General features: G+C 51.7%; 24 protein-coding genes. 13 read left to right on the forward strand and 11 right to left on the reverse strand.

What is annotated here, in order from left to right; translation table 11 throughout:
* Positions 1–3 precede the first annotated feature (3 nt).
* From ACTZWV_RS03715 to ACTZWV_RS03725, 3 genes are all read right to left on the reverse strand, one after another.
* On the reverse strand, positions 4–1,233 hold the full coding sequence (locus tag ACTZWV_RS03715; RefSeq protein ID WP_444785243.1) for an efflux RND transporter periplasmic adaptor subunit: 1,230 nt from the start codon (positions 1,231–1,233) through the stop codon (positions 4–6).
* 62 nt (positions 1,234–1,295) lie between these two features.
* A complete protein-coding gene (locus ACTZWV_RS03720) occupies positions 1,296–1,691 on the reverse strand; it encodes a hypothetical protein (RefSeq protein ID WP_444785244.1) in 396 nt (131 codons plus the stop codon).
* A 19-nt stretch (positions 1,692–1,710) separates the two neighbouring features.
* On the reverse strand, positions 1,711–2,343 hold the full coding sequence (locus tag ACTZWV_RS03725) for a 2OG-Fe(II) oxygenase (protein ID WP_444785245.1): 633 nt from the start codon (positions 2,341–2,343) through the stop codon (positions 1,711–1,713).
* A 105-nt stretch (positions 2,344–2,448) separates the two neighbouring features.
* Here ACTZWV_RS03725 and ACTZWV_RS03730 point away from each other — a divergent pair, with 105 nt between their 5' ends.
* Complete coding sequence (locus ACTZWV_RS03730; RefSeq protein ID WP_444785246.1) at positions 2,449–3,072, forward strand: flavin reductase family protein; 624 nt, start codon at positions 2,449–2,451, stop codon at positions 3,070–3,072.
* Between the two features lie 233 nt (positions 3,073–3,305).
* Here ACTZWV_RS03730 and ACTZWV_RS03735 read toward each other — a convergent pair whose 3' ends face one another.
* From ACTZWV_RS03735 to ACTZWV_RS03745, 3 genes are read right to left on the reverse strand one after another with little or no spacing between them, the layout of a single operon-like run.
* Positions 3,306–4,193, reverse strand: a complete 888-nt coding sequence (locus ACTZWV_RS03735; protein ID WP_444785247.1) for a hypothetical protein — start codon at positions 4,191–4,193, stop codon at positions 3,306–3,308.
* Positions 4,190–4,837: a hypothetical protein gene (locus ACTZWV_RS03740; RefSeq protein ID WP_444785248.1), complete on the reverse strand. Its 648-nt coding sequence runs from the start codon at positions 4,835–4,837 to the stop codon at positions 4,190–4,192. Before ACTZWV_RS03740 ends, ACTZWV_RS03735 begins: the two co-directional genes overlap by 4 nt.
* Entirely contained in the window at positions 4,812–5,372 is a 561-nt protein-coding gene (locus ACTZWV_RS03745; protein ID WP_444785249.1) for an RNA polymerase sigma factor, read from the reverse strand. Before ACTZWV_RS03745 ends, ACTZWV_RS03740 begins: the two co-directional genes overlap by 26 nt.
* A gap of 138 nt (positions 5,373–5,510) precedes the next feature.
* On the opposite strand from ACTZWV_RS03745, the gene ACTZWV_RS03750 reads away from it, so the two are divergent.
* The gene (locus ACTZWV_RS03750; RefSeq protein ID WP_444785250.1) at positions 5,511–6,095 is read left to right on the forward strand and encodes a DUF3833 domain-containing protein; all 585 of its coding nucleotides are present in this window, start codon (positions 5,511–5,513) and stop codon (positions 6,093–6,095) included.
* Between the two features lie 29 nt (positions 6,096–6,124).
* Here the strand turns inward: ACTZWV_RS03750 and ACTZWV_RS03755 are convergent, their stop codons facing one another.
* From ACTZWV_RS03755 to ACTZWV_RS03765, 3 genes are read right to left on the reverse strand one after another with little or no spacing between them, the layout of a single operon-like run.
* Positions 6,125–6,718: a DUF4136 domain-containing protein gene (locus tag ACTZWV_RS03755; protein ID WP_444785251.1), complete on the reverse strand. Its 594-nt coding sequence runs from the start codon at positions 6,716–6,718 to the stop codon at positions 6,125–6,127.
* A gap of 17 nt (positions 6,719–6,735) precedes the next feature.
* A complete protein-coding gene (locus tag ACTZWV_RS03760) occupies positions 6,736–8,262 on the reverse strand; it encodes a DUF3369 domain-containing protein (RefSeq protein WP_444785252.1) in 1,527 nt (508 codons plus the stop codon).
* Positions 8,263–8,292: 30 nt separating this feature from the next.
* Positions 8,293–8,682, reverse strand: a complete 390-nt coding sequence (locus tag ACTZWV_RS03765; RefSeq protein ID WP_444785253.1) for a DUF2721 domain-containing protein — start codon at positions 8,680–8,682, stop codon at positions 8,293–8,295.
* A gap of 206 nt (positions 8,683–8,888) precedes the next feature.
* Between ACTZWV_RS03765 and ACTZWV_RS03770 the strand changes: the two genes are divergently transcribed.
* Genes ACTZWV_RS03770 through ACTZWV_RS03780 form a run of 3 tightly spaced genes read left to right on the forward strand, consistent with a single transcriptional unit; the run spans position 8,889 to position 11,155 of the window.
* On the forward strand, positions 8,889–10,205 hold the full coding sequence (locus ACTZWV_RS03770; RefSeq protein WP_444785254.1) for a hypothetical protein: 1,317 nt from the start codon (positions 8,889–8,891) through the stop codon (positions 10,203–10,205).
* A 1-nt stretch (position 10,206) separates the two neighbouring features.
* Positions 10,207–10,560, forward strand: coding sequence for a putative signal transducing protein (locus ACTZWV_RS03775; protein WP_444785255.1), 354 nt, complete (start codon positions 10,207–10,209; stop codon positions 10,558–10,560).
* A complete protein-coding gene (locus ACTZWV_RS03780; protein WP_444785256.1) occupies positions 10,541–11,155 on the forward strand; it encodes a YjaG family protein in 615 nt (204 codons plus the stop codon). Before ACTZWV_RS03775 ends, ACTZWV_RS03780 begins: the two co-directional genes overlap by 20 nt.
* Positions 11,156–11,185: 30 nt before the next feature.
* On the opposite strand, the gene rsmD is transcribed toward ACTZWV_RS03780, so the two are convergent.
* A complete protein-coding gene (gene rsmD / locus ACTZWV_RS03785) occupies positions 11,186–11,809 on the reverse strand; it encodes a 16S rRNA (guanine(966)-N(2))-methyltransferase RsmD (protein ID WP_444785257.1) in 624 nt (207 codons plus the stop codon).
* Positions 11,810–11,891: 82 nt separating this feature from the next.
* On the opposite strand from rsmD, the gene ftsY reads away from it, so the two are divergent.
* The 4 genes from ftsY (at position 11,892) to rpoH (ending at position 15,682) form a co-directional block, all read left to right on the forward strand.
* Positions 11,892–13,037 (forward strand): signal recognition particle-docking protein FtsY, encoded by a 1,146-nt coding sequence (ftsY, locus tag ACTZWV_RS03790; RefSeq protein WP_444785258.1) that lies wholly within the window; start codon positions 11,892–11,894, stop codon positions 13,035–13,037.
* A 2-nt stretch (positions 13,038–13,039) separates the two neighbouring features.
* Complete coding sequence (ftsE, locus tag ACTZWV_RS03795) at positions 13,040–13,726, forward strand: cell division ATP-binding protein FtsE (RefSeq protein ID WP_173499388.1); 687 nt, start codon at positions 13,040–13,042, stop codon at positions 13,724–13,726.
* Positions 13,723–14,706, forward strand: a complete 984-nt coding sequence (gene ftsX, locus ACTZWV_RS03800) for a permease-like cell division protein FtsX (RefSeq protein WP_444785259.1) — start codon at positions 13,723–13,725, stop codon at positions 14,704–14,706. Before ftsE ends, ftsX begins: the two co-directional genes overlap by 4 nt.
* Before the next feature lie 124 nt (positions 14,707–14,830).
* Positions 14,831–15,682, forward strand: a complete 852-nt coding sequence (gene rpoH, locus ACTZWV_RS03805; RefSeq protein ID WP_305552431.1) for an RNA polymerase sigma factor RpoH — start codon at positions 14,831–14,833, stop codon at positions 15,680–15,682.
* A gap of 73 nt (positions 15,683–15,755) precedes the next feature.
* Here the strand turns inward: rpoH and metJ are convergent, their stop codons facing one another.
* The gene (gene metJ, locus ACTZWV_RS03810; protein WP_008217699.1) at positions 15,756–16,091 is read right to left on the reverse strand and encodes a met regulon transcriptional regulator MetJ; all 336 of its coding nucleotides are present in this window, start codon (positions 16,089–16,091) and stop codon (positions 15,756–15,758) included.
* A gap of 181 nt (positions 16,092–16,272) precedes the next feature.
* Between metJ and metB the strand changes: the two genes are divergently transcribed.
* From metB to ACTZWV_RS03830, 4 genes are all read left to right on the forward strand, one after another.
* Positions 16,273–17,538, forward strand: coding sequence for a cystathionine gamma-synthase (gene metB, locus ACTZWV_RS03815; protein ID WP_444785260.1), 1,266 nt, complete (start codon positions 16,273–16,275; stop codon positions 17,536–17,538).
* 6 nt (positions 17,539–17,544) lie between these two features.
* Complete coding sequence (gene metL / locus ACTZWV_RS03820; protein ID WP_444785261.1) at positions 17,545–19,983, forward strand: bifunctional aspartate kinase/homoserine dehydrogenase II; 2,439 nt, start codon at positions 17,545–17,547, stop codon at positions 19,981–19,983.
* Between the two features lie 16 nt (positions 19,984–19,999).
* Positions 20,000–20,896, forward strand: coding sequence for a methylenetetrahydrofolate reductase (metF, locus tag ACTZWV_RS03825; protein WP_444785262.1), 897 nt, complete (start codon positions 20,000–20,002; stop codon positions 20,894–20,896).
* A 163-nt stretch (positions 20,897–21,059) separates the two neighbouring features.
* Complete coding sequence (locus ACTZWV_RS03830) at positions 21,060–24,071, forward strand: diguanylate cyclase (protein ID WP_444785263.1); 3,012 nt, start codon at positions 21,060–21,062, stop codon at positions 24,069–24,071.
* The last annotated feature ends 77 nt before the right edge of the window (positions 24,072–24,148 follow it).

The raw sequence follows: 24,148 nt of genomic DNA on the forward strand, positions 1-24,148 counted from the left end.
CTCCTAATGCTTATGGTTGTCAGCTGTGCCTGGCGGCAACTGACTTAAGCTGGCTTCGGCATCCAGTAAAAACTGGCCGGATACCACTACCTGCTCGCCTTCGTGCAGACCGGATAATACCTGCACATAGCCCTGAGCGCTGCTGCCGGTTTTAATTTGCCGCACACTGAAGTTATCACCATCCTGCACCACCACGCGGCTGCTGTTGCCGCTTAGCAGCACTGCATCGCGCGGTATGCTCAGCACATCTTTAAGCGGCCCGCCATACAGCCGCACCGGCAACAGCATATTGGGTTTTAACAGCTGCTTGCTGTTCTCCATGCTAAGGCGCACCTTGCTGCTGCGGCTTTGTGCATCCAATGCCGGGTATATGTAGTCAACCTTGGTTTCAATGGCGCTAACCTGTTGTGAGGGTATGTCCACTTCGGCGCTCATGCCGTCAAACAGCCAGCTTTGCTGTGCTTCGGGTACGTCGGCCAGCAGCCAGACGCGGTTCAGGCTGGTAAGCTCCATCAGGGTGTCGCCGGGTTTAATGTACATGCCATCGCGTATATTGAGCATGGTTACCACGCCGTCCTGGTGCGCGTACACGCTGATCTGATATTGGCTTTGCCGGCTTTGCTGCAACTGAGTAATGTCTTTATCGGTCAGGCCGAGCAGACGCAACCGGGTTTCGGCACGTTTAAGCAAACTGCTGCTGCGCTCACCATTTTGTTTGCTAACCGATAACGCCTGCAGATAATCGTCCTGGGCTACCAGTAAATCCGGCGCGTAGTAGCTAAACAGCTTGTCGCCGGCCTTAACGCGTTGGCCAAGGCTGCGTACATACAGCTGCTCTATCCAGCCTTCGGCGCGGATATGGCTGTGGTGAATGGCATCTTCCGGGTATTGCACCTGAGCAAAGGTTTCGATAAAACGCCACAAGGTACGCGCTGAGACCGCTTCGGTGCGGATAGCCAGCGCCTGTTGCATGGCGCCGTTTACTGCGACGACAGAACTTGTTTGCTGACGCTGCAACACTAAATCCATGCCGCAGATCGGGCAGTTGCCGGCTTCATGTTGCTGAATATGCGGGTGCATCGGGCAGACATACAAGGGTTTGGCTTGCGGCAATACGCTGTGCTGTGCCGTCGGCTTATCAGCAGTTGTCAGCTGATGCTCACTGTGATCCTGAGCGGACAGGCTAAACGCAGCCTGTAACACCAGCAGAGCGGGTAAATATAACTTATGCATATAATTTTCCTGAAACAAAACCTGGCGGCGTGCTAAAGCACGGCATTAACGGTGGCGCGGTTTCAGGCGTTTATCGGTGGCGGCGGATCTTCGGCAAATAACCACTGCGGCAGGCGCACGCTTTGCTGTGCAATAGCGTTATCGGGACGAATATAGCGGAATAATTCAGTGGCCAGCAAGGCACCGCTGGTGGCGCAATGCTTGGCACAACAATCGCCTTTACATTGGTGCTGAGGTTGGTCGCAGCAGTCGTGCTCAGTGTCGGCTACAGTGTCTGCAACGGCGGCTTTTTTTGCGCTGTGACACGGCATGTCATGCTCTGTGTCAGCAATTTGCGGCTGAGTCGTTTTATGGCTTAGAGCATCGGCCAGGGTATAAGCATGCGCAGCTTGCACCGATCCGGTCAGGCCGGATAGTGCCAACATAAGCAATAGCAAATAACTGAATACAGTGCGCATGGCGCTAATCATAGGCGTTTTAACTTGCCGGGTCCAGCACGCCGTTAATGCTGGTATTTTTGCGAAACCAGCCGGCAATGCTGTAGCGGGTATCGATGGCGGGTAGCACCTGATGCGGGAAACGCTCGCTTTCAAATAACACCAGGCTGCCGGCGGTGGGAAGAAATTTGTCTATCAGTTGGTCGTGTTCATCATACAGCGCCAGCTCGCCACCGGCGCTTACGCTATTTAAGTAGCTTACGGTGGTAAGTACGCGGTTAGAACGGCCGCTAAAGGCATCGAGGTGTTTTTGGTAATAGTCACCCTGGTTATAGCGGGCAAAGTGGCATTCAAAGTCGAACAAGCCGAGAAAACAGCGGCGGTTAAATACCAACTGCAGCTGGGCCATTAACGCCAGATACTGTTGCTGGGCGGCACTTTGGCCATCAAACCACTGGGTAGCATCGCGGCGGATTTGCTGGTTTAGCTGATGATCGCCGAGGCGGCCAATGCCAGCCGGTGTCAGCTGTGCTTCATATTGCGCTTCGTGCAACAAGGCAGCATTGAGCTCATGACTGAGAAAATTTGGCAGCCAAACCCAGCCATGCTGATAAAAGGCGGCAATAATGGCATCGAAATTCAGCGCATCGCTGGCTAACACAGAACCGGACATAACAAGGCTCGGCAGAAAAGTTATGGCTATTGTCGCTGAAAAGCGTACGCAGCCATAGCAGATTTTGTTAGGCTGGCAGCCCCCAGGTTAACTTTGCAAATAATAATGTCCGACAGTATCTATTTTTATGAACCGGCCAAAGGCCATGGCTTGGCGCACGACCCTTTTAATGCCCTGGTGGCGCCGCGGCCGATTGGCTGGATTTCCTCACAAGACAGCGAAGGCCGGCTAAATCTGGCGCCGTACAGTTTTTTTAATGCGTTTAATTACACGCCGCCGATTATTGGCTTTGCCAGCACCAGCTACAAAGACACGGTGCGTAATATTGAGCAAAGCGGCGAGTTTTGCTGGAATCTGGTGACTAAACCTTTAGCACAAGCGATGAACCAGACCAGTGCTGCTGTGGCACCGGAAGTAGATGAATTTGCCCTGGCCGGTTTGACTGCCAAAGCCTCGAACCTTATTAAGGTGCCGCATGTGGCCGAAAGTCCGGTAACCTTTGAATGCAAGCTAAGCCAGGTATTACAGTTAACCGCGGCTGATGGCAGTAAGATCACCACCTGGATGGTGTTTGGTGAAGTGGTCGGCGTGCATATTGCGCGGCATTTACTGGTAGACGGCATTTACGATACGGCAGCAGCACAGCCGGTACTGCGCGGCGGTGGCCCGGCCGATTACTTTGTGGCAGATGCAGCAACGCGGTTTCAGATGTACCGGCCGAAGGTTTGATACACGTAGGTTTAAATCCTGGCACCTCAGTGAGAATCGGCTTGCCCTAAGCCAACCGTTGAAGGCATGGATGCTGACAAATTCGCCGGGAGCGAATTTGAACAGCTATGCTGGTCCGCAGGATGAACTTCATGGATGAAGTTCATAGTCGAGCCCCCAGGGATGGGTTCACGGCGCGTTGGCGTGGGCAAGCCGGTTCGTTAGCTGACCGGTAGTATTGGTGTCGGCAAATATCAGAACTGGTAGCTATTGGCTTTAGCCAGTAAATCTTTCGCCTTAATTTTACCGGTCATACATTGGTTAATATCGGCTTTTTTTACCACCCAGTAGTAACGGCCTTCGTTACCGCGATTATTAACCTGCAGCGTAACATATTCGCTATCGGGCATATCGCGCAAGCTGGCACCATAATCACACAGTACCTGGCTGAACTTTTCGCCAACTGTTTTTACCATGGCCGCCGTTTGTTGCTGTTGTTCGGCCAATTGCTTAGCCCGTTGCTCTTCTAATTGTTTGCGGGTTAACGACGCTTCTTTTTCCACTTCTGCGCGTTTTTCCTGTAACAATTTAGCTTTTTGCTTCAGCATTTCCAGTTCTTGCTGTTGTTCTTTATCCAGCTTGCTGAGCGATTTATTAAATTCAATATCACGGGTTTCCCGCTCTACATCGCGTAGCTCACGCTCTATCGCCCGCTGTTTTTCGGCAATGCGGTAGCTTTGCCGGTGTTGATCACGCATTTGCTCGGCCATATCCTGTGCGGCTTCGGTCAGGCGTTCAATTTCTTCACTGTCAAATTCAAACTCAAAGTCAGTATTGGGCAGCGGCGGTATTGGTGGCATTGGTGCTACCGGTGCGGCACCAGAGCCACTAAAGTGAAACACATGGCGGCTACTGCGGACCGAATTGGCCTGAAACAGTAAGCCCTGACCAGACAGGTAGCTGTACTGCAGCGACGATAACCGGCTTGACTCGCCTTCTTTAAAGGCAGTGTGCAAGATAGTTTGCAAGATATCGGCGTTTTTCTTCAGCGCCGGACTGACTTCTGCAGCAAGCAGCGGGCTGTGGCTGATAACAGCAGCACAAGCTGCAACAAGTAATGAGGTACGACGTAATGCAATCATGGTTTTACCACTCCGCTGTCAGTTGGGGTTAAATAGTAGCTGTCGGCAGGCCGGTAACCGGCCTGCATCGGTTGATAGTTTTCCTGCCAGTATTGCCAGTCGGATTGGCGTTGCTGGTTGAGGTATTCCACCAGTTGCAGCATATCGCTGCGCTGGTCGCGTTTAAGTTCATCCTGTAAGTAGTCTTTTAACAGCACCAACTGCGAGCTGGTGTTTTGTTGCTGAAAATCCAGTTGCTGCGCCAGCCATTGTTGCTGCTGGTGCTGATAGGCTGTCAGTGCTGTGCTGACGGCTGCTTCCACTTCAGCCTTAGGGTTGTGCCAGCTTAGGGTCAGGCTGCCATCCTGCAGGCGTAATTGCGCCGGCGACAAGCTGATTAGCATGGCGGCGCACGATAACGCCAGGCTGACTTGCGGCCACCAGCTGCGTTTGGGTGCCGGCCGCTGCCACTGGCTGGCAAACAGGGCGCTACTGTCCACGGCGGGGATGGCTTCAAACTGCGGCAAGTTGGCATCAGCCTGCAGTGCCAGGGCATTTTGCAGCCGGCCATACCACACCGGATCATGTTGCAGTTGCTGCGCACAGTACTCAGCGCTTATTTTACCCTCAAGCCAGTGTTCAAAAATTTGCTGATTGTTCGACATGGTCGTCCTCCAACTGCAGGCGTAATTTATCCAGCGCGGCATAAAAGCGCGATTTAACGGTGTTACTGGAAATTGCCAATTGGCCGGCAATCTCATCAAAGGTAAATTGCTGATAGAACTTCAGCTCCATCACCAGCCGTTGTTCTGGTGGTAAGGTAAGTAACTGCTTACGTACCTGTTGTTGCTGCCGGTTGTTGGCCAGTTGTTGGCTTAGCTCCGGCGCGTCGTCCGGCAGCTCTGCCAAAGCGTCATCATTGTCGCTGTACTTACGTTTACGTAGCATGTCCATGGCGCGGTAATTGGCGATACCAAATAACCAGCTTTTAAAGCTGCTGTCGCCGCGGTATTGGCCCAGGTTACGGCACAGTACCATCAGCACATCCTGTAACAGGTCACTGGCGTCTTCTTTCGAGCCCAGAAGACGCAGGCCAAAGTAAAACAGCGCGCTTTGATGGCGGTTTACCAGTTGCTGCCAGGCGTGTTGGTCGCCATTTAACGCTTTGGCAATTAAGCTCTCGTCACTGCGTTTAAACACGATATTGTTATTCTCTGCTGGTTTTGTCTGTTAAGTCGGACCGACAACAAATTTAGTTTGCCGCCGGCAAAGTATTTTTGCATTTTTTTGAGCTGCCCAGTGTTATCTGCCGTAAGTTTGTTCAATAGAGGAGGTGTTATGCAAAAATTTGCGTTAATAGCCATTGCGGCTATGTTGTCGGGTTGCAGTCAGTCGGTGTCGGAGTATAGCAACGAGACCCCGCTGTTAAAGCTGGATCAGTTCTTTCAGGGCCAAAGCCGCGCCTGGGGCGTGTTACATGATTGGCAAGGCAAGCAAAGCGTGCGCTTTACCGCTGAGCTGTGTGGCAGTTGGCAGGGCAGTAACGGCAATTTGTACGAGCTGTTTTACTTCAGTGACGGCCGTATTGAGCAGCGGCACTGGCAATTACAGCAAAATGCCGATGGCAGCATTAGTGGCAGTGCCGGCGACGTAGTGGGTGAAGCCAGCGGGCAATTAGCCGGGAACACGCTGTATTGGGAGTATACGCTGCGCATTCCGTATGACGGCGATACGCTGGATGTAAAAGTAAAAGACTGGCTGTACTTAATTGACAATGAAAACCTGCTTAACCGCACCACTTTACACAAATTTGGTTTAACGGTGGGCGAGCTAACGTTGTCTATTCAGCAGCAAAATAAAAACGCCGACTGTGCGGCGTTACAAGAAAAAATACAACGGATGGTGCCGGGTACTACATTCTAATCTCCACCTCCGGACGAGTTACCGCAGTGTTAGGACTGCGGTATCGTTTGACGGGTAGGATATTGCTGGAAAATCAGCCCAACCACATTGGCGATAGCTTGCTTGGGTTGCTCTAAGTCTTTTCTTTTCAAGGTGCCTTCAGACACGCCTTCCCAAATCAGTTGCTTTTTCGCCGCATCTACCACATCAATGTTTACCGTGCCCACTTTATAATGCACGGTGTCAACATCGGTAGTGTAGATAGGGAAGCCGGCGTAAATGCCACGGCGGTAATGGTAGTAACCATAGTGGAAATTGGCAGACGGCATAGAGCGCACGTCGGTGCGGCTTTCTACATTAGAATTAAAGTTAATCAGCAAATCGGCGTTGCTTTCAGCAAACTGATAACCCAGGGCGGTCATTTCTGCGCTGATCGCATCTTTAAAATGCTGGGTAACCAAGGTGGCGTAACCGGCTTTGTCGGTGGCTGGCTCCGGCATAAAACCAAAGGTTTTGTAGCTGCTGAAGTTAATGTTTGCCGCAGCATCGCTGCGTACTTTTGGCCCGGTAGCGCAGCCGGCAATCACCAGGCTGGTAATTACGGTGCAAGCGATAATAAGACGTTTCAGGGTTTGGCTTAGCATATATATCTTCCTATGGCTTAATCCGGGTAGGCGTCGCGTATGGCAACAAAGGCATCCAGATTGTTTAATAAAATATCTGCCAGCGCAGGATCAAAGTGTTGACCTCTTTCACGGCGGATAAGTTCGATAATTTCGTCGAGCGGCCAGGCTTTTTTATAGCAACGGTCGCTGCCCAGGGCGTCAAATACGTCGGCCAGCGCGGTAATGCGGCCGGCAATATGAATGTTATGCCCGCTTAAGCCCTGAGGATAACCTTTACCGTTCCATTTTTCGTGATGCTGCTGCGCTATGATGGCACCCATCTGCAGGATCTCGTTAGTGGAATGTTGTAAAATCTGGTAACCCAACTCTGCATGCTGCAGCATAATAGCCCATTCGTCGGCGTCGTGTTTGCCCGGTTTATTCAGAATATGGTCCGGAATGGCAATTTTACCCAAATCATGCAGTGGCGACGCCAGCTTGATCACTTCGGCATCGTACTCAGATAAGCCGGCTTTAATCGCCAGCAAATAACTGTAATTGGCCACCCGTTTTACATGGCTGCCGGTTTCCTTTGAGCGCTTCTCTACTGCTTCGCCGAGGATATACGACAACTCACGCTGGCTGTCACGCATCAGCTCGCGCAAGCGGATATTTTCATAGGCTATGGCGATATTATGCGAAAAGTAGCTTAACAGGTGATGATCGCTTTGTTCTAACTTACTGCTTTTACTAACATAGAGGAAGTTTTCATTGCCTTTATGGGTAGTAAAATAACCGATAAAGCAATCTGCGCCATGATACGACTGCTTTTGTTGCTGCACTTGCGTGATTTTTTCAATAACCTCTGCCGACAAGCCTTTAACGCCACCCGGGCTGCTGCTGGCAATCACATCCAGCGCCAAGTTGTGCTGATTGGCGCTGTTAATCGCGGCGCAGCAATAAATTTGCTCGCGCTCCAACCCGAGCAAAAAGGCCACTTGTCCGAGGATCAGCGAAGCAAACTCTTTTAAGGAGCTGCATTGCAAAAAGCTGGTAGTACAGCCGATAATTTTTTCCAGCCCTGCTTTGTGCTGTTCAATAATGCAAATATCGCGGTAAGCGCGCAGCCCGGCATAAAGCAGGGTTTTCAGCTTAATAGCGGTGACTTCGGTTTTGTTTTTGTAGTCGTTGATGTCGTAATCACGAATCACATGTTCTTCCGGTGCTTCGCCCGGTTGGCCGGTACGCAATACCAAACGCATGCGGCGGTTATTCAGCTGCTGGCGGATATACTTCACCAGCTCCAACCCGGCATGCTGGGTTTCCATCACCACATCAATGATTGCAAGGGCGATATCCGGCTGTTGCTGAATCATCAGTTCTGCTTCGCGGGCACTGTGAGCATGCAGTAATAGCAGTGGTCGTTGCTCAAACTCAAAGTTGTTCAGCACCAGTGAGGTTATCTGATGGATGCTGCTGTCATCATCGACAACCAGCACCAACCAGGGCGGCGCAGTGTTCACGGCAGCACTGTCGCTACTGTCAGCGATGTCTTCATTAAACAGAAAGTCGTCGTTGCTCATATTGTCATCCGGTGCCGGCATCAACGGGGGTCAGCCGTTTTGCAGTGATTCCAGTTCTATATTTATCGCGTCACACGAGATTTGGATCTCATATAAAGAATAGAGCAGACTGATTAATAAGCTAATCAGGCTGACAACGAACAACAGCTGGCCGGCAATTTGCCATAACATAAATAAGCAAAACATGGCTGCAGTACACAATACAAAGCTCAGCACACCAAAGGCCTGCATGGTTTTGATCAGCACGATGCGCTTACGTAAATTGGAAATCTGCCGTTTGGCCAAATCGCGCACATTGTCGCCTTCGCGTTGGTTTAGCTCGCGGATCAGCTGTGCCAGCACCAAAAAACGGTTGGTGTAGGCTAATAACAGCAACGAAATAGCCGGAAACAGCAGCGCGGGTGTCGTCAGGTCCATCATCTTTAAGTTCCTGTAATGAGAAATTAAATGGCGGAGTTTCAATAGCGTTAGCTATCAGTGGCAAGTCATATTACACTAAATACCGGCATAGTATGTCATGGCGTAAATACGTGATAATGTGTGAGCCGGACTAACTAATCTGTTGACGTTGTAGCGGTTGCAGCCCTTTGAGCGCAAGCGCTGCCGGAGTAAAGCGAGAGCTGATAATGAATGCAGTGAAAAAGAACAATAATAAAAACGAGCAGCAAGTTATTGCCGAATTAACCCAAGCGGCACAACAACAGCTGGAAGCCAGTTTGGTCGATTTTTCCAGCCAGCTGTTAACTACCCAACAGCAACAGCTACAGCAGTTTGCTGCCAAAGTGTTGGCCGATAGCCAGCAGCAATGGCAGCAACGTTTAATTGAACAGGAACAAGCTTACCAAAAGTTGTTTAAAGATTGGCAGCAAACCAAGCAACAACTGGATTTGGCTGTGCCGGTGGCCAGCGCCGATAACCAGGAGCTGTCTAAGTTACGCCAGCAGCATCAGTTACTGACCGACGAGTTGGCAACAACAACGGCGAAGTTCACTGCGGTACAGCAAGAATATGCAGCGGCGCAGCAACAGTATGATGCGCAGCATCAGCAGTTAGAAATGTTGCAACAGCAGTTAGCCGGTTTGCAGCAAGCCGGTACCGACAACGGCGCAGCAGAGCAAAAACTGAAGCAGGCTGAACATCAAATCAGCCAGTTGCAACAACAATTGGCCAGCACCGAAGCCGATACGCAGCAGGCAAAAGCCGCCGCGCATGAACTGAAACTGGCAGTGCAGCAAAGCAAAACCGAATTAAAGCTGGCGACCGAACAACAACAGAAACAACTGCAGCAGATCAATGATTTGCAAGCGCAGTATCAGCAACAACTGGAGCAGCTGCAGCAGCAACTGGCCGCCCAGGCTGATGATTTTGCCGCCGAGCGTGAGCACTTCACAGAGCTGGAGCATTCTCAGCAGGATAAGCTGCAGGCTATAGCCAGGTTGCAGCAGGAAGTGCAGGACCGGAAAAAAACGCAGGAATTGCAGCAACAAAAAATTCAGCAATTACAGCAAGAGGCAGCAGAGCACGCCGAACAGCTGAGTGCGCAGCAACAGCAGTTGCAGCAGCAATTAGCCGAAGCGCAGCAGCAGGTTAGTGAATCTCAACAACAACTGGCAGCTGTACAGCAGCAAAGTGGTGATCTGGGCTCTGATCTAACCAAATTGCAGGCCGATTATGTGAATTTAACTGAGCAACATCAGCAGACACAGCAAAAAAGCCAGAAACTGGAAGCTCAACTGGAACATGCACAAAACCGCCAGTTTGCCGCAGAGCAAAAACAACAACAAGAAGCCGACAATAGCCGTGAGCTGATCCGTACCCTGCGTACCGAGTTGCAGCAGCAACAGGAAACGCATCAGGCACAAGTACAGGCGCTGGAAGAGCGGATGATGGAATTCAAACTGAAGTTTGAATACGCGCAAAAACAACTGCAGGTTACCGGCTAACGTGGAGCTGCTGCACCCGGCGGATGTGCAGCAGTGGCTGCGGCTGTACCAGGCGGCAAACACTTTTGAAGCCGGGCTGGTGCAGGGCTTGTTGCAACAAGCGGCAGTAACCGTAAGGCTAAGCGGCGAGTATCTGGCCGGCGCTGCCGGTGAGCTGCCTCTGAACGACGTCGGTGTACAACTTTGGGTTCCACAGCAGCAATTTGCCACCGCACAACGTATAATCAGCCGCTATTTACAACAACTACAACATGAGCCGGCGCAGTGGCTATGCAGCTGCGGCGAACTGAACTATCAGAGTTTCGATATGTGCTGGTCATGTCTTCAGGACAAAGATGAAACAAAAAGCCAATAATTTCCAAGCCATGCGCGAGTTGACTTTCTATCAGCAGGCCGCAGTTGCTGCCACCTTGCTCGAACGTATGCTACCTAACTATCAGTTGTTTGCCGAAGTTAGCCAAACCGGCGATGCGGAACTACCGCGGCATATTTTAACCCTGGTGTGGGAGTGGCTAACGGTTAAAAAAGCCAAAATTAATTTCGAAAAGTTGTCGGAAGAGCTGGAGCTTATTACGCCCCAAGTCAGTGACTTTGATATTTTTGGCGTTTACCCGGCGGTAGATTGTGCCACTGCACTGGATATGATGCTAAGCGGCATTGCCCAGCAGGACGCCGGCGAATTTATTAATGTAGCGAAAATCTCTCAGGCCACCGTGGCGCGCTTAATTGAGCATGACAGCATCGACGATGATATTACTACTGAAGCTGAGTTGAAAAAAATTGTCCGTGAACATCCGTTGATGCAATACGAAATGGACTGCCTGGCCGAACTGATTGAGTTAGTGGCGGCGATTAAACAGTTTGGCCGTGAAGAACGGCAACTGCTGCAAAACTGGGTAAAACAGCAGGGCCTGACCAATCTGGGCATGGAACTCGACGGCGCAGAATAACCTGCCCGGCGCGGTACTGGCTGGTACATATTAGCCGCGCTGATAAAGCCGGTAAGCCAGCTGGCCGGCAATATTTTCTTTTAACAAACGCCAGCCGGCCGGTATCTCTGTCAGCGCCAGTTCTTTCTCGGTTTCCAGATAAATTAACGCGTTATCCGTTAGCCAGCCCTGTTGCTGCAATGCCTGACAGCAAGGTATGGCAAGGCCTTTGCGAAACGGCGGATCAATAAACACCAGGCTGTATTGTTGTGTAGCCGGGGCCGACAGCAGGCTCAGGCAGTCCTGATTAACTACCGTGGCGCTGTCGCAGCTGAGCTTTTGCAAATTCTGTTTAAGATGCCTGGCCAAAGCGCTGTCGCGCTCCACCAGGGTGGCACCGGCAGCATAGCGAGACAGCGCCTCTATGGCCAAACTGCCGCTACCGGCAAAGCAATCCAGCACTACAGCGCCGTTAATATCATGCATTAACCAGTTAAACAGGGTTTCTTTTACGCGGTCTGTGGTGGGGCGTAAACCCTCAGCATTTAATACCGCCAGTTTGCGACCGCGCCATTTACCGCTAATTACCCGCACCTCACCTGGCGCACCACTGACAGCCGGCAGGCGTTTGCTGTTAACGCCCTGGCGTTTTACATTGCTTTTTGCTTGTTTCATCTAATCCGTTTTGCCTTTAACACAAAGGTGTTAGTATAACGGCCAAGTTTACCTTAGTTTTTATCTGCATACACTTGGGCTTATGAGCAAAAAAAATAAACTGTTTTCCTGGCTTGGCTTTGGTAAAGATGACAGCGCCGCCGACACCGCTGCAGAGCAGCCGGAGCCAGGCGTTGTTACACAAAGCGACGATAGCGCAGACACTGCAACGGCAGCGCCGGTTAATACTGCGCCGGCTATCAATACTGAGGCTGTGGTTGAAGCTGCACCTGCTGCAGCGGCCGACAACACTGACACAACAAAGAAACCCGGTTTTTTCTCCCGTTTAAAGCAGGGCCTGGCAAAAACCAGCCAAAATTTAGGCTCTGGCCTGGCGGGCTTATTCAGTGGCCGCAAAATAGATGATGAGCTGTACGAAGAGCTGGAAACCCAGTTGTTACTGGCAGATGTTGGCGTAGATACCACGCAAAAGCTGATCCGTCAGTTGGAGCAACATGCCGATCGTAAATCACTGAAAGACTCCGGCCTGCTGTTTGAAAAATTACAGCAGGATATGGCAACGTTGCTAAAAGATGTTGAGCAGCCGCTGCAACCGGTAACGGCTAGCGGGCCTTTTGTCATTTTGATGGTCGGTGTAAACGGTGTAGGTAAAACCACCACTATCGGTAAGATGGCGCAGCAGTTTAAGCAACAGGGTAAATCTGTAATGCTGGCCGCCGGCGATACCTTCCGCGCTGCCGCTGTAGAGCAATTGCAGGTCTGGGGTGAGCGTAACCACATTCCGGTTATTGCCCAGCATACCGGTGCCGACAGTGCCTCGGTTATATTTGATGCCTATCAGGCTGCCAAAGCGCGTAAGGCAGATGTATTAATTGCCGATACTGCCGGGCGTTTGCAGAACAAAGCCCATCTGATGGAAGAGCTGAAAAAAATTGTCCGTGTACTGCAGAAAATAGACCCGACTGCACCGCATGAAGTGATGCTGACACTGGACGCCGGTACCGGCCAAAATGCGCTGAATCAGGCTAAGGTGTTTAATGAAGCAGTGCAACTGACCGGGATCAGCTTAACCAAGCTGGATGGTACCGCGAAGGGCGGGGTTATTTTTGCCATTGCTGATCAATTTAAAGTACCGCTGCGCTACATTGGTGTTGGCGAAGGTATCGACGATTTACGCGTGTTTAACAGTCAGGATTTTATCCGCGCGCTGTTTAACCGGGACCTTTAACTATGCTCGAGTTTGATCAGGTCAGTAAAAGTTACCCCGGCGGCTTTGTTGCGCTGGATCGCGTCAGCTTTAAACTGGAAAAAGGTGAAATGGCGTTTTTAACCGGCCATTCCGGCGCCGGTAAAAGTACCCTGTTAAAACTGATCAGCCTGATTGAACGTCCCAGTGTCGGCCGCGTGCTGATTAATGATGTCGATTTAAGCCGGATCCGGCGTAACCATATCCCTTATGTGCGCCGCGACGTGGGTATTATTTTCCAGAACCACCGTTTGCTGATGAACCACACCGTATTTGACAATGTGGCGTTGCCGCTGGTAATTGAAGGCTTCAGCGGTAAAGATATGGTCAAGCGGGTGCATGCCGCGCTGGATAAAGTGGGCTTGCTGGACAAAGTACGTTGCCTGCCACACACCTTATCCGGTGGTGAGCAACAGCGGGTGGGTATAGCGCGTGCTGTTGTCAACAAGCCGCCGCTGTTGTTGGCCGATGAGCCGACCGGTAACCTTGACCCGGATTTATCCAAAGATATTATGCGGGTGTTTGAAGCCTTTAATCAGGTGGGCGTGTCGGTATTGGTAGCAACGCACGATCTGGGCCTGGTGGCACGGATGAAGTACCGCACGTTAACGTTAAAACAAGGCAAGATGATTAACGACGGCCTGCTGCAGTATCAGGAGGACCCGCTATGAGTATTTTGTTTTCCGGCCGGGTAACCAGCGGCGCCTCAGCGCATAAAATCAGCCCCGGCCGCCGCTTTATAATGTTTTGGGTTAATCATGTGCGCCAGGCCTTATTCAGCCTTGGTGAGCTGTGGCGTACACCGTCGGCATCAATTCTGACTATTGGCGTATTAGGTGTGAGCCTGACACTGCCGGCCACCTTACACCTGCTGGTAAAGAATGTGCAGCAGGTTAGTGACAGCTTTACCCAGGCGGCGGAGATTAGCCTGTTTATTAAAGCAGACGCCAGCGCAACGCAAATCAGCAGCTTGCATAAAATTCTGCAGGCAGATAATGCCGTAGCGCGGGTAAGCCATATCAGCAAGCAACAAGCGTTGGAAGAGTTTGGCCAGGTGTCAGGCTTTGGTGCCGCATTGAACTATTTAACGGATAACCCGCTGCCGGATGTGTTGTTGGTACTACCGAAAAATACCGCGGCCGACAGCGCGCGGCAATTGCTGGAGCGGCTATCAAAAGAGCGCATCGTGGAATTCGGCAAGCTGGATATTGATTGGCTGACCCGGTTGGATGCTATTGTCAGCTTATTGCGCCAGGCCGTGCTGGTAATAGCAATCTTGCTGCTGGGGGCTGTGCTGCTGATCATCGGCAATACTATCCGCTTGTCGATAATGAACAAGAAAGATGAAATTGAAGTAATGAAGCTGGTAGGCGCCACCGACGCCTTTATTCAGCGGCCGTTTTTATACAGCGGTATTTGGTATGGCGTGTTTGGCGGCTTGCTGGCGTTTTTGATTGTTGAGGCCATGTTGTGGTGGCTACAGGGCGCCATTGTCAGTGTTACCTCGTTATACGGTAGCGAGTTTCGCTTAATGGCGCTTAGCGTCAGTGAGTTTTTCAGCTTAATGTTACTGGCCGTAGTGCTGGGTTTAAGCGGTTCTTACCTGTCGGTACGGCGGCATATCAGCGCCATTGAACCAACCGGCCCTTAATAGCGTTTAATTATTAATCCTCAGTTTTTAGAATAAGCAGATCTAAAAACTGCAGCAACTAAAATTAGCACTCTCTGTCAAAGAGTGCTAATATCGATGCACTTAGTTAAGCAAGGACACTCAAATGAGCGATACAGCAGAAATGATGTCACTACCGGTAGCGGCCAGCAGTAGTCTGGAAGCTTACACTCATGCTGTCAGTTCCATCGCCATGCTTAGCGCTGAACAAGAGCGCAGCCTGGCTGAACGCTTACACCAACACGGTGATTTAGAAGCGGCACGGCAATTAATTATGTCGCACCTGCGTTTTGTGGTGCACATAGCCCGCAGTTATTCCGGCTACGGTTTACCGGTCAGCGATTTAATTCAGGAAGGCAATATCGGCCTGATGAAGGCGGTAAAGCGGTTTGACCCTAATGTAGGTGTGCGCCTGGTATCTTTTGCTGTGCACTGGATTAAAGCCGAAATTCATGAGTATGTGCTGAAAAACTGGCGCATCGTAAAAATTGCCACTACCAAAGCGCAACGTAAATTGTTCTTTAACCTGCGTAAAGCGAAGAAACACTTAGGCTGGTTTAACCAGGAAGAAGTGAAAAACGTAGCAGAGTCGTTGGGTGTTGCGGAGCATGAAGTGCGTGAGATGGAATCACGTATGAGTAACTACGATATGCCGTTTGATGCACCGGACGATGACGACGAAGCGGCTTATACGGCGCCGGCTTATTATCTGCAGGATAAAGCCTCTGATTTAGCCCACCGTGTAGAAGAAGATCAGTGGGACAATGCTGCCGTAGACCGGTTACAAGCGGCCATGCGCACCCTGGACGACCGTAGCCAGGACATTGTGCGGGCCCGTTGGTTGGACCATAACAAGCTGACACTGCAAGAGCTGGCTGATCGTTACAGCGTATCTGCTGAGCGTGTACGTCAGTTAGAAAAGAATGCGATGAAAAAGCTGCAGGCGGCTATGAGCTAAGCCTGAGTCACCGTTTTAAAGTGCTAAAAAAACCGCCGGTTGGCGGTTTTTTTATGTCTGCAGTAGCGAAGTTTTATTCTTCGTCGCTGTCTGCTTCGATGATCACAGGAATAGGCTTGCCCATGCTGGTGAGGATCTGGCGCACTTCGGCCGGAATTTGGTGCGGGTTGTCTTTACGTAAGTCTTCATCGGCAGGCAGTGGCTGGCCGGTAAACGCATGCAAAAACGCTTCACACAATAATTCGCTGTTAGTTGCATGTCGCAGGTTGTTTACCTGGCGCCGGGTGCGTTCGTCAGTCAGCACCTTTAAAACATTCAGCGGAATAGATACGGTGATTTTTTTTACCAGCTCTGATTTTTTACCGTGTTCCGCGTACGGGTGAATATATTCCCCATTCCACTTAGCCATATGGTTACCTTGTATTAGTCATTATGTTGTATTGCTTGCGCAAGTGGCGAAATTCTATCGTGTTATGCCGCTCAGTCAAATAGTGTGCAACAAATAATCATTATAGACGGCTAAATGGTTTGACATCTGTTTTTCTATCATTATACTTTTAGACGTCTAAACATCTAAATGAGGTTTCATCATGTCAAAGCGTCATGCCGCAACTATCGCTGCCCGAGCCGGTATTGCCCAGGACACGGCTTTTTCAGCGGTTACACCACCGTTGTATTTAACCTCAACCTACGAATTAACCGCCTTTAAGCAACCGGGCCAGTATGATTACTCACGCTCAAACAACCCAACACGGGATTTATTAGCCGAAACCCTGGCCGAGCTGGAAGGTGGTGTTAAGGCTATTGTCACCAGTACCGGCATGTCAGCATGCTTGTTGGCGCTGCAATTATTAACACCGGACGATACCTTAGTGATCCCGCATGACTGTTATGGCGGCAGCTACCGCTTATTCACCAACTTAGCCCAGCGCAAAAAAGCCTTTAAGTTGTTAGTGGTAAATTTCCAGCAACCGGGCTGGGCAGAGAAAATCAGCGCAGCCAGGCCAAAAATGATCTGGCTGGAAACGCCGTCTAACCCGTTATTGCAAATTACCGATGTGCGTGCAGTATGCCTGCTGGCGAAGAAACTGCGGGCGCTGGTGGTGGTAGATAATACCTTTTTATCACCGGTACTGCAGCAACCGCTGGCGCTGGGCGCCGATATAGTGGTGCATTCCACCACCAAATACATTAATGGCCACAGCGATATTGTTGGTGGTGTGTTGGTGTGCAACAGCCAACAGCTGGGTGACGAGTTAAAATGGTGGGCCAACTGCCTTGGTATTACCGGCGCGCCCTTTGATAGTTATATGACGCTACGGGGCTTGCGTACGCTGGAGCCGCGTATTCGTCTGCAGCAAGACAATGCCGCGCGGGTAGTCGCGTTTTTAGCACAGCAACCGCTGGTGGCAAAAGTATATTACCCGGGCTTACCCCAGCATCCGGGCCACGCTATTGCTGCCGCGCAGCAAAGCGGCTTTGGTGCCATGTGCAGTTTTGACTTGGCCGCCGATGCAGCTTTGTTACCGGTATTTTTCTCTGCACTGCGTTTATTTACGCTGGCGCAGTCGCTTGGTGGTATTGAAAGCCTGATTTGCCATCCGGGCAGCATGACGCATGCCTCTATGGATGCGCAAGCGCAGCAAACCGCCGGTATAGGCCCGACGTTAATCCGTTTGTCAGTAGGTATTGAGAACAGCGATGATTTACTGGCAGATTTACAGCAGGCCTTTAATGCGGTGGCACAGGCCAGCCAGCAGGCCGATAGCACCGGCAAGGCCGGTGGTGCTGTAAAGCAAGAGCCTGAACAACAACAGCAGTTTCGGTTAAATCCGGCATTTAGCGCTTTTTGGTAATTAATTATGCACGTTCAAGTAAAAGCACAACACAGCGCGGCAGCGCAGGTCCATAAATTTGGCGGCAGCAGCTTAGCCAGTGCAGAGCGTTTTGCCGCAGTGGCCGATATTCTGCTGCAGCAAAACCGGCAGCAGGCACTGTGGGTAGTGGTATCGGCTCCGGGTGGTACTACTGATGCCTTGCTGGCCATTATTGCCGCCGCAGAGAATACCACAGCGCGCGACGCCGCCTTAGCGGCATTGCAAACTCAGCTGAGTGCTTTGGTTACGCAGACATTAGCAGCAGATGCCGCTGCAGCGGTCACCGGACAATTGCTGCAATGGCTGGCCGCTGTACCGGATGCGCTGGTACAACAGCAGCCAAATGATGTACTGGCAATTGGTGAGCGCTTATCGGCCTTGTTATTAAGTGAAGTGCTGAAACAACGTGGGCTTAACGCCGCTGCGCTGGATGCGCGCGATTTTCTGCGCTTAAAACAGCATCAGCCGGACTGGCTGCAATCGACCACATTGCTGGCAGAGCTGACGCAGCCTGATACCGTGCATGTGGTTACCGGCTATATTGCCCGCGATGAAAAAGGCCGCAGCATTACGCTGGGCCGTAACGGCAGTGACTATTCTGCTACTTTATTAGGCGCGCTGCTCAGCGCTGCCGACGTCACTATCTGGACCGATGTAAAAGCCATTTACAGCGCCGACCCGCGCAAGGTAAAGACAGCGTTGCCGTACCGGCAGGTAAGCTGGCAGCAGGCTTGTCAGTTAGCACAGCTGGGTAACCCGGTGCTGCATGCCCGCACCTTGTCTCCATTAACCGGCACGGCAACGGCGTTGCGGGTGCGCAGCAGCTATCAGCCGGAACACGCCGGTTGTCGTGTGGTACAGCAAGATAGTACTCAACAGGAAAATGCTCAGCAGAAAAGTGCTGAGCAGGGTTTTATTACCGAGCTGGATAACGTTACCTTGCTGACGCTGCATCAGGATATCGCTGTCAGCGCAGCACAGCTGGCGTTGGAATTGCAACAGCCGGTGATTGCGCTGCCGCAGCAAGGCGACAATTTGTGTTGGTTATTGCCGGCCGTATGCGCTGAGCAGGCGCTGGACTACCTGGCCGGATTAAATATTCATGCGGTGTGGGATACGCAGCGTTACTATGCGCTGGCTTGGTTAAAGGCAGAAAGTTCTGCGCATACTGAGCCGGCAGAACAATTGTTGCAGCAGCGCGGCGTACTGCACCGCTACGAAAGCGCACAGCAGCTGATTTGGTTATTGGCGAAGCCGCTGCCGGCACAGGCGCTGGAGCAACTGCATCAGTATTTAATTCAGCCTGCGCCGCTGGTACAGCCAATGGTGCAGCCGGAGTTACAGATCGTTGTCGCCGGTACCGGTAATGTTGGCGCTGAGTTTCTCGCCATGCTGGCAGCGCAGCAGCAACGCTGTGCCACTAAACTTAAACTGAATTTAGCCGGGGTGTTGAACTCACGCCGTGCTGCGCTGAAGGACAGCATAGCCATTACTGACTGGCAAACAGCCCTGGCCGCCGGCGATAGCTGGCACGCAGAGCAATTAAGCGCTTATTTACAGGCGTTGCCGGCGCCCAAAGTGCTGGTGGATATTACCCCCAGCCGCGACTTCGCACAGTTATATCCGGCGTTAATTGCGGCCGGCTGCGATATTATCAGCGCCAATAAGCAAGGCGTAACCTTGCCTGGTGTTGAGTACCGGCAGATCAAGCACGCCTTGGTACAGCATCAGCGGCAATGGCTGAGTAACACCACCTGCGGCGCCGGTATTCCGGTGCAGCGCACCTTGCAGGAATTATTGAACGCCGGTGATAGGATCACTGAAGTCAGCGGTATTTTTTCCGGCACCCTGTCGTGGTTATTATGTAAGTATGATGGCAGCAAACCGTTTTCAGATTTTGTGCTCGAAGCGCAGCAAGCCGGGTTAACCGAGCCGGACCCGCGTGATGATTTATCCGGTAAGGACGTACAGCGCAAACTACTGGTGCTGGCGCGGGAACTGGGCATTGCGCTGGAGCTGGACGATATTGCCTTGCAACCTCTGTTACCCGCCGGGCTGGAGCAGGGCAGTTGGCAGGAATTCTGGCCACAACGTGCGCAGTTGGACAGCGCTATAGCAGCATTGTTTGCCAAAGCTCAGGCTGAAGGCAAGGTGCTGCGTTATGTTGCCAGCTTAGCCATGCAGCACAGTAAACCGGTGGCCAAAGTGGCACTTGAGGCCGTATCGCCACAACATGCGCTGGCCGCTATAGCGCCTTGTGACAATGTTTTTGCGATCCAATCTGCGTGGTATGACAGTAACCCGCTGGTGTTAAAAGGCCCCGGCGCCGGTAAGGTGGTCACGGCCGGCGGCCTTCATGCAGATTTGGCGCAACTGATTAATCAATTTATTGGTCCGGCCGCAACGCCGGCGCCACTGACGTAACAGAAAGAGAGTCGTTATGGCATTTGCAAATGCACAATACTTAGAAGCAATAAATCGCAACCTGCAGGATGTTGCAGGCAAGGTTAACGTCAGTTTTGAGTTTTTTCCGCCAAAAACGCCGCAGATGGAACAAACACTGTGGCAGTCGATTGAACGGCTGGCGCCGTTGGCGCCGTCTTTTGTCTCTGTTACCTACGGTGCTAACTCCGGCGAGCGTGACCGCACGCACGATATTATCAAGTCGATTAAACAGCGCACCGGCTTAGTTGCCGCGCCGCATTTAACCTGTGTTGATGCCACTAAGGACGATTTAATTGCCATTGCCGAAGATTACTGGCAGAACGGTATTCGCCATATAGTGGCATTGCGCGGTGATTTACCGCCTGGCAGTACGTCAAAGCCGGATTTATACGCCGCAGATTTAGTTGAAATACTGCGTTCTGTCGCTGATTTTGATATCTCAGTGGCAGCTTATCCGGAGGTACACCCGGAAGCACCTAATGCCCAGTTTGATTTACTGAACTTAAAACGTAAAGTGGACGCCGGTGCATCGCGTGCTATTACGCAGTTTTTCTTTGATATTGAAAAATTTCTGCGTTATCGCGACCGCTGTGCCGCCATTGGCATTGATGTTGATATTGTTCCCGGCATTTTACCGGTAACCAATTTCCAGCAACTGAAGAAGTTCGCTGACCTGACTAACGTAGCTGTACCACATTGGATGCATAAAGCCTATGACGGTCTGGATAACGATGCCACTACGCGTAATCTGGTGGCCGCAAATATTGCCATGGAAATGGTAAAAGTATTAAGCCGTGAAGGCGTCGATCATTTCCATTTTTATACGCTTAACCGCAGCGAGCTGAGCTATGCGATTTGCCACTTGCTTGGTGTCAGACCACAAGTTGCTTAATAAAGCCAAACGCCCGCTTTAGGCGGGCGTGATTATTCCCGCCTGTTGGTATCAAATGTCACGCACTTTCGTTTATAGTCTGATTGGCGGTTGCCGTGAATTACGGTAAGCTGCAGGAAAAAATTTGCATTAGCAAATGCTGAAGGACCAGGGGTGCGCTGAGATGTCAGAAGTAACCGCCGTGGCTAAGGTAATGGCCCGAACGATACAATTTGCTTTACGGCAGCAGCGATTGTTGCTGCTATTGGCTGCGATTTGCGGCAATATTTTCTTCGTTTATAGCAGCGTCGCCGCACCGGCTCGCTTAGCTGATTATTTCCAGGAAAACTGGACCACCCGCGACGGTTTGCCGCACAACACCATCAACAGTATTAATCAAACCACTGATGGCTATTTATGGATAGCCACCTGGGAAGGTGCTACGCGCTTTAACGGCCGTGAATTTGACATGTTCGGCCGTGGCGAGCTGACCGGCCTGCCGGACTCCGGCATCCGTACCCTGACTAAAGACCGCAACGGCAATTTGCTGCTGGCCGGCTCCCGTGGCGGTTTAAGCCGTCGCTCGGCCGACGGCTGGTACAGTTGGCCGGCGTTTGATGTGTTGATCAATGCTGTTACACAAAGCAGCAATGACAGTTTGTGGCTGGGCACTGAAGGCCAGGGGCTGTTTCAGCAAACTGCGGATGGGCGCAGAACGCAGTACAGAGTTGCTGATGGTTTAGCCAGCGACGTGATCCACAGCGTGTTGACAGACAGCCATGACCGCTTATGGATTGGCTCCGGCCGGGGTTTAATGTGGCTGGATACCGCGGCGGCACAGGCCCGGTTTATGCCGGTCCGCGGCTTACCGGCAGTGCCGGTGTTTGTGCTTAAACAGTATGGTGACAGTGTGTTAATTGGCACTGAGCGCGGTCTGTATATTTGGCGACAGGGCACAGTAGAGCTGTTTGCTGCCGGTTTGGCGGATATGCCGGTATCAACCTTACTGATCCAGGACAAACAAGTGTGGATTGGCACTACAGATCGCGGTTTGTTGCGTTACAGCGAGTTGGGGCTGGAAACACTGAGTATGGCCGGTGGTTTGCCGAACAACCGCATTTTATCGTTATACCTTGACCGGGAAAACAGTGTTTGGGTTGGCACTAACGGTGGTTTATTCCGCTTGCGGGATGCACCTTTTGTTACCTATACAGCTGAAAATGGCCTGGTGGGTGACTATGTGCGCGCTGTGATGCCGCACTCTGATGGTTCCGTCTGGATAGGCACCAGCCAGGGGATCAGCCGCTACTCAGCCACAGGCATTGAGCATATTAATCTGGCAGAGGCCAGCCGTGGCCAATCGGTGCTGAGCCTGGCAGAAGCGGCAGACGGCTCTGTTTGGGTCGGCACTTATTCTGATGGTGCGTTGCAGTGGCGCGATGGCCGCGTGGTGCGCCAATACGACAGAACTTCAGGCTTATTGGCGAACGAAATTCGCGCCATTTTACCGGACGCCGGCGGTGGCTTGTGGTTCGGTAGCGGTCAGGGGCTGAACTACCTCTCTGCACAAGGCGATATACAAAACTTCGCGACAGCAGAGGGCTTGCCGGCGCCTTTTGTGATGGCATTGTATCTGCACAAAGATGGCCGGCTGTTTATCGGCACCGGTGGTGGTGTGGCCATACGTCACCCTGACGGCAAGATTTCGGTATTGGATCTGCCGGCGTTGGACGGCGCTGAATACGCCTTTGGTTTTACGCCTGATCCCCTGACGGAGATATTGTGGATGGCCACAGATCGCGGTTTGGTAGCCTATGATCTCAGCAACGGCAGCCTGCAAATGTTGGGGCGTAATGTCGGTTTGCCGCTTGATAAGGTGTTTCAGGCAGTGGTAGATCGGCAACACAACCTGTGGCTGAGCAGCAACCGCGGTATTTTGCGCTTTGAACGCAGCCAGCTTAGCGAGATACTGGCCGCCAAACGCAGCTCGCTGGATTATCAACTGTTTGGTGAAGGCGATGGTATGCAAAGTGCCCAGGCCAACGGTGGTTCGATGCCGGCCGCGGCAATGGCTGCAGATGGCAGCCTTTGGTTTGCCACATCCAAGGGTGCCAGTACGGTACAACCCACGGCATTAAAGCGTTTTGCCGCCAATATACCGCCGGTGGTAATAGAGGCGCTGAAAGTAAACGGCGTAACCGTGGCGTTGCAGCAAGGGCTGCGGTTAGCTGCCGGCGCCAATCGCTTAGAGCTGCAGTTCGCCGGTTTGGGTTATATTATGCCGCAACGCATTCAGTACCGCACCAAACTACACGGCTTTGACGCTGATTGGGTTGAACGCGGCAGTAATAACAGCGCTGAATACACCAACCTGCCACCCGGACAATATCAATTCAGCGTGCGGGCATCTTATCCGCAGGGCGAATGGAGTGCGCAACAAGCCAACTTTAGTTTTGTTATTGCCCCCTATTTTTGGCAACGGCCCGGTTTCTGGCTGATTTTTGCCGGGGCCGGCTTGTTATTCGCCGGCATTCTGCTGCGCTGGCGTCTTAACACCTTGCGCCGGCGTGAACAGCTGCTGCGCTGGCAGGTGGCAGAGAAGACCGTTGAACTACAACAACAAACTGACCATTTGCGCGCCGTTGATAAAGAGCGCTCCGAATTGCTGGAGCAAATAAAGCGCCAGGCACAGGAGTTTGCTTTGCAGGCCAGGTTGGATGCCCTAACCGGTTTGGCTAACCGCAGGGCTTTTGATGAGTCGCTGGCGCGCGAGTGCGCCAGAGCCAGGCGCACTCAATTGCCGCTGTGTCTGGTGTTGCTGGATATTGATCACTTTAAACTGGTGAATGATACTTTTAGCCACAGCATTGGCGATGAAGTGCTGAAGTTAGTCGCTGATACTATTTGCCGCCATTGCCGTGAAGACGATACCGTAGCACGCTGGGGCGGCGAAGAGTTTGCCGTGTTACTACCCAATACCTCTGTACATGCTGCAAAGGATATTTGTGAACGGATCCGGCTGGCGATAATGCAAACAGATTGCAGTACTCTTGCCGCTGATTTGCATATTACCGTCAGTATGGGCATTGCCGGTTTTGCCGGTGAAGCACAGCACGATAAACTGCTGTCGCGCTCAGACAGTGCGTTGTACCGTGCCAAGCAAAGTGGCCGTAACCGGATCGACATTGCGGTATAGCCGTAGTAGCCAATTTTTAATTGTATAAAAATTCACAAAAATAGAATAATAATTCTTGAAAGTGCATGGTGGCCGTT

The organism is Rheinheimera sp. NSM, assembly GCF_052380015.1.
Taxonomy (GTDB): domain Bacteria; phylum Pseudomonadota; class Gammaproteobacteria; order Enterobacterales; family Alteromonadaceae; genus Alishewanella.

Excerpts from the sequence above, each read along its gene's own strand:
- ftsY (WP_444785258.1), top strand. The coding sequence starts at position 11,892 with ATGAGCAAAAAAAATAAACTGTTTTCCTGGCTTGGCTTTGGTAAAGAT.
- rsmD (WP_444785257.1), bottom strand. The coding sequence starts at position 11,809 with ATGAAACAAGCAAAAAGCAATGTAAAACGCCAGGGCGTTAACAGCAAA.
- ACTZWV_RS03765 (WP_444785253.1), bottom strand. The coding sequence starts at position 8,682 with ATGATGGACCTGACGACACCCGCGCTGCTGTTTCCGGCTATTTCGTTG.
- ACTZWV_RS03725 (WP_444785245.1), bottom strand. The coding sequence starts at position 2,343 with ATGTCCGGTTCTGTGTTAGCCAGCGATGCGCTGAATTTCGATGCCATT.
- ACTZWV_RS03720 (WP_444785244.1), bottom strand. The coding sequence starts at position 1,691 with ATGCGCACTGTATTCAGTTATTTGCTATTGCTTATGTTGGCACTATCC.
- ftsE (WP_173499388.1), top strand. The coding sequence starts at position 13,040 with ATGCTCGAGTTTGATCAGGTCAGTAAAAGTTACCCCGGCGGCTTTGTT.
- ACTZWV_RS03760 (WP_444785252.1), bottom strand. The coding sequence starts at position 8,262 with ATGAGCAACGACGACTTTCTGTTTAATGAAGACATCGCTGACAGTAGC.
- rpoH (WP_305552431.1), top strand. The coding sequence starts at position 14,831 with ATGAGCGATACAGCAGAAATGATGTCACTACCGGTAGCGGCCAGCAGT.
- metJ (WP_008217699.1), bottom strand. The coding sequence starts at position 16,091 with ATGGCTAAGTGGAATGGGGAATATATTCACCCGTACGCGGAACACGGT.
- metF (WP_444785262.1), top strand. The coding sequence starts at position 20,000 with ATGGCATTTGCAAATGCACAATACTTAGAAGCAATAAATCGCAACCTG.
- ftsX (WP_444785259.1), top strand. The coding sequence starts at position 13,723 with ATGAGTATTTTGTTTTCCGGCCGGGTAACCAGCGGCGCCTCAGCGCAT.
- ACTZWV_RS03750 (WP_444785250.1), top strand. The coding sequence starts at position 5,511 with ATGCAAAAATTTGCGTTAATAGCCATTGCGGCTATGTTGTCGGGTTGC.
- ACTZWV_RS03735 (WP_444785247.1), bottom strand. The coding sequence starts at position 4,193 with ATGATTGCATTACGTCGTACCTCATTACTTGTTGCAGCTTGTGCTGCT.
- ACTZWV_RS03830 (WP_444785263.1), top strand. The coding sequence starts at position 21,060 with ATGTCAGAAGTAACCGCCGTGGCTAAGGTAATGGCCCGAACGATACAA.
- ACTZWV_RS03740 (WP_444785248.1), bottom strand. The coding sequence starts at position 4,837 with ATGTCGAACAATCAGCAAATTTTTGAACACTGGCTTGAGGGTAAAATA.
- ACTZWV_RS03780 (WP_444785256.1), top strand. The coding sequence starts at position 10,541 with ATGAAACAAAAAGCCAATAATTTCCAAGCCATGCGCGAGTTGACTTTC.
- metL (WP_444785261.1), top strand. The coding sequence starts at position 17,545 with ATGCACGTTCAAGTAAAAGCACAACACAGCGCGGCAGCGCAGGTCCAT.
- ACTZWV_RS03715 (WP_444785243.1), bottom strand. The coding sequence starts at position 1,233 with ATGCATAAGTTATATTTACCCGCTCTGCTGGTGTTACAGGCTGCGTTT.
- ACTZWV_RS03770 (WP_444785254.1), top strand. The coding sequence starts at position 8,889 with ATGAATGCAGTGAAAAAGAACAATAATAAAAACGAGCAGCAAGTTATT.
- ACTZWV_RS03730 (WP_444785246.1), top strand. The coding sequence starts at position 2,449 with ATGTCCGACAGTATCTATTTTTATGAACCGGCCAAAGGCCATGGCTTG.
- metB (WP_444785260.1), top strand. The coding sequence starts at position 16,273 with ATGTCAAAGCGTCATGCCGCAACTATCGCTGCCCGAGCCGGTATTGCC.
- ACTZWV_RS03755 (WP_444785251.1), bottom strand. The coding sequence starts at position 6,718 with ATGCTAAGCCAAACCCTGAAACGTCTTATTATCGCTTGCACCGTAATT.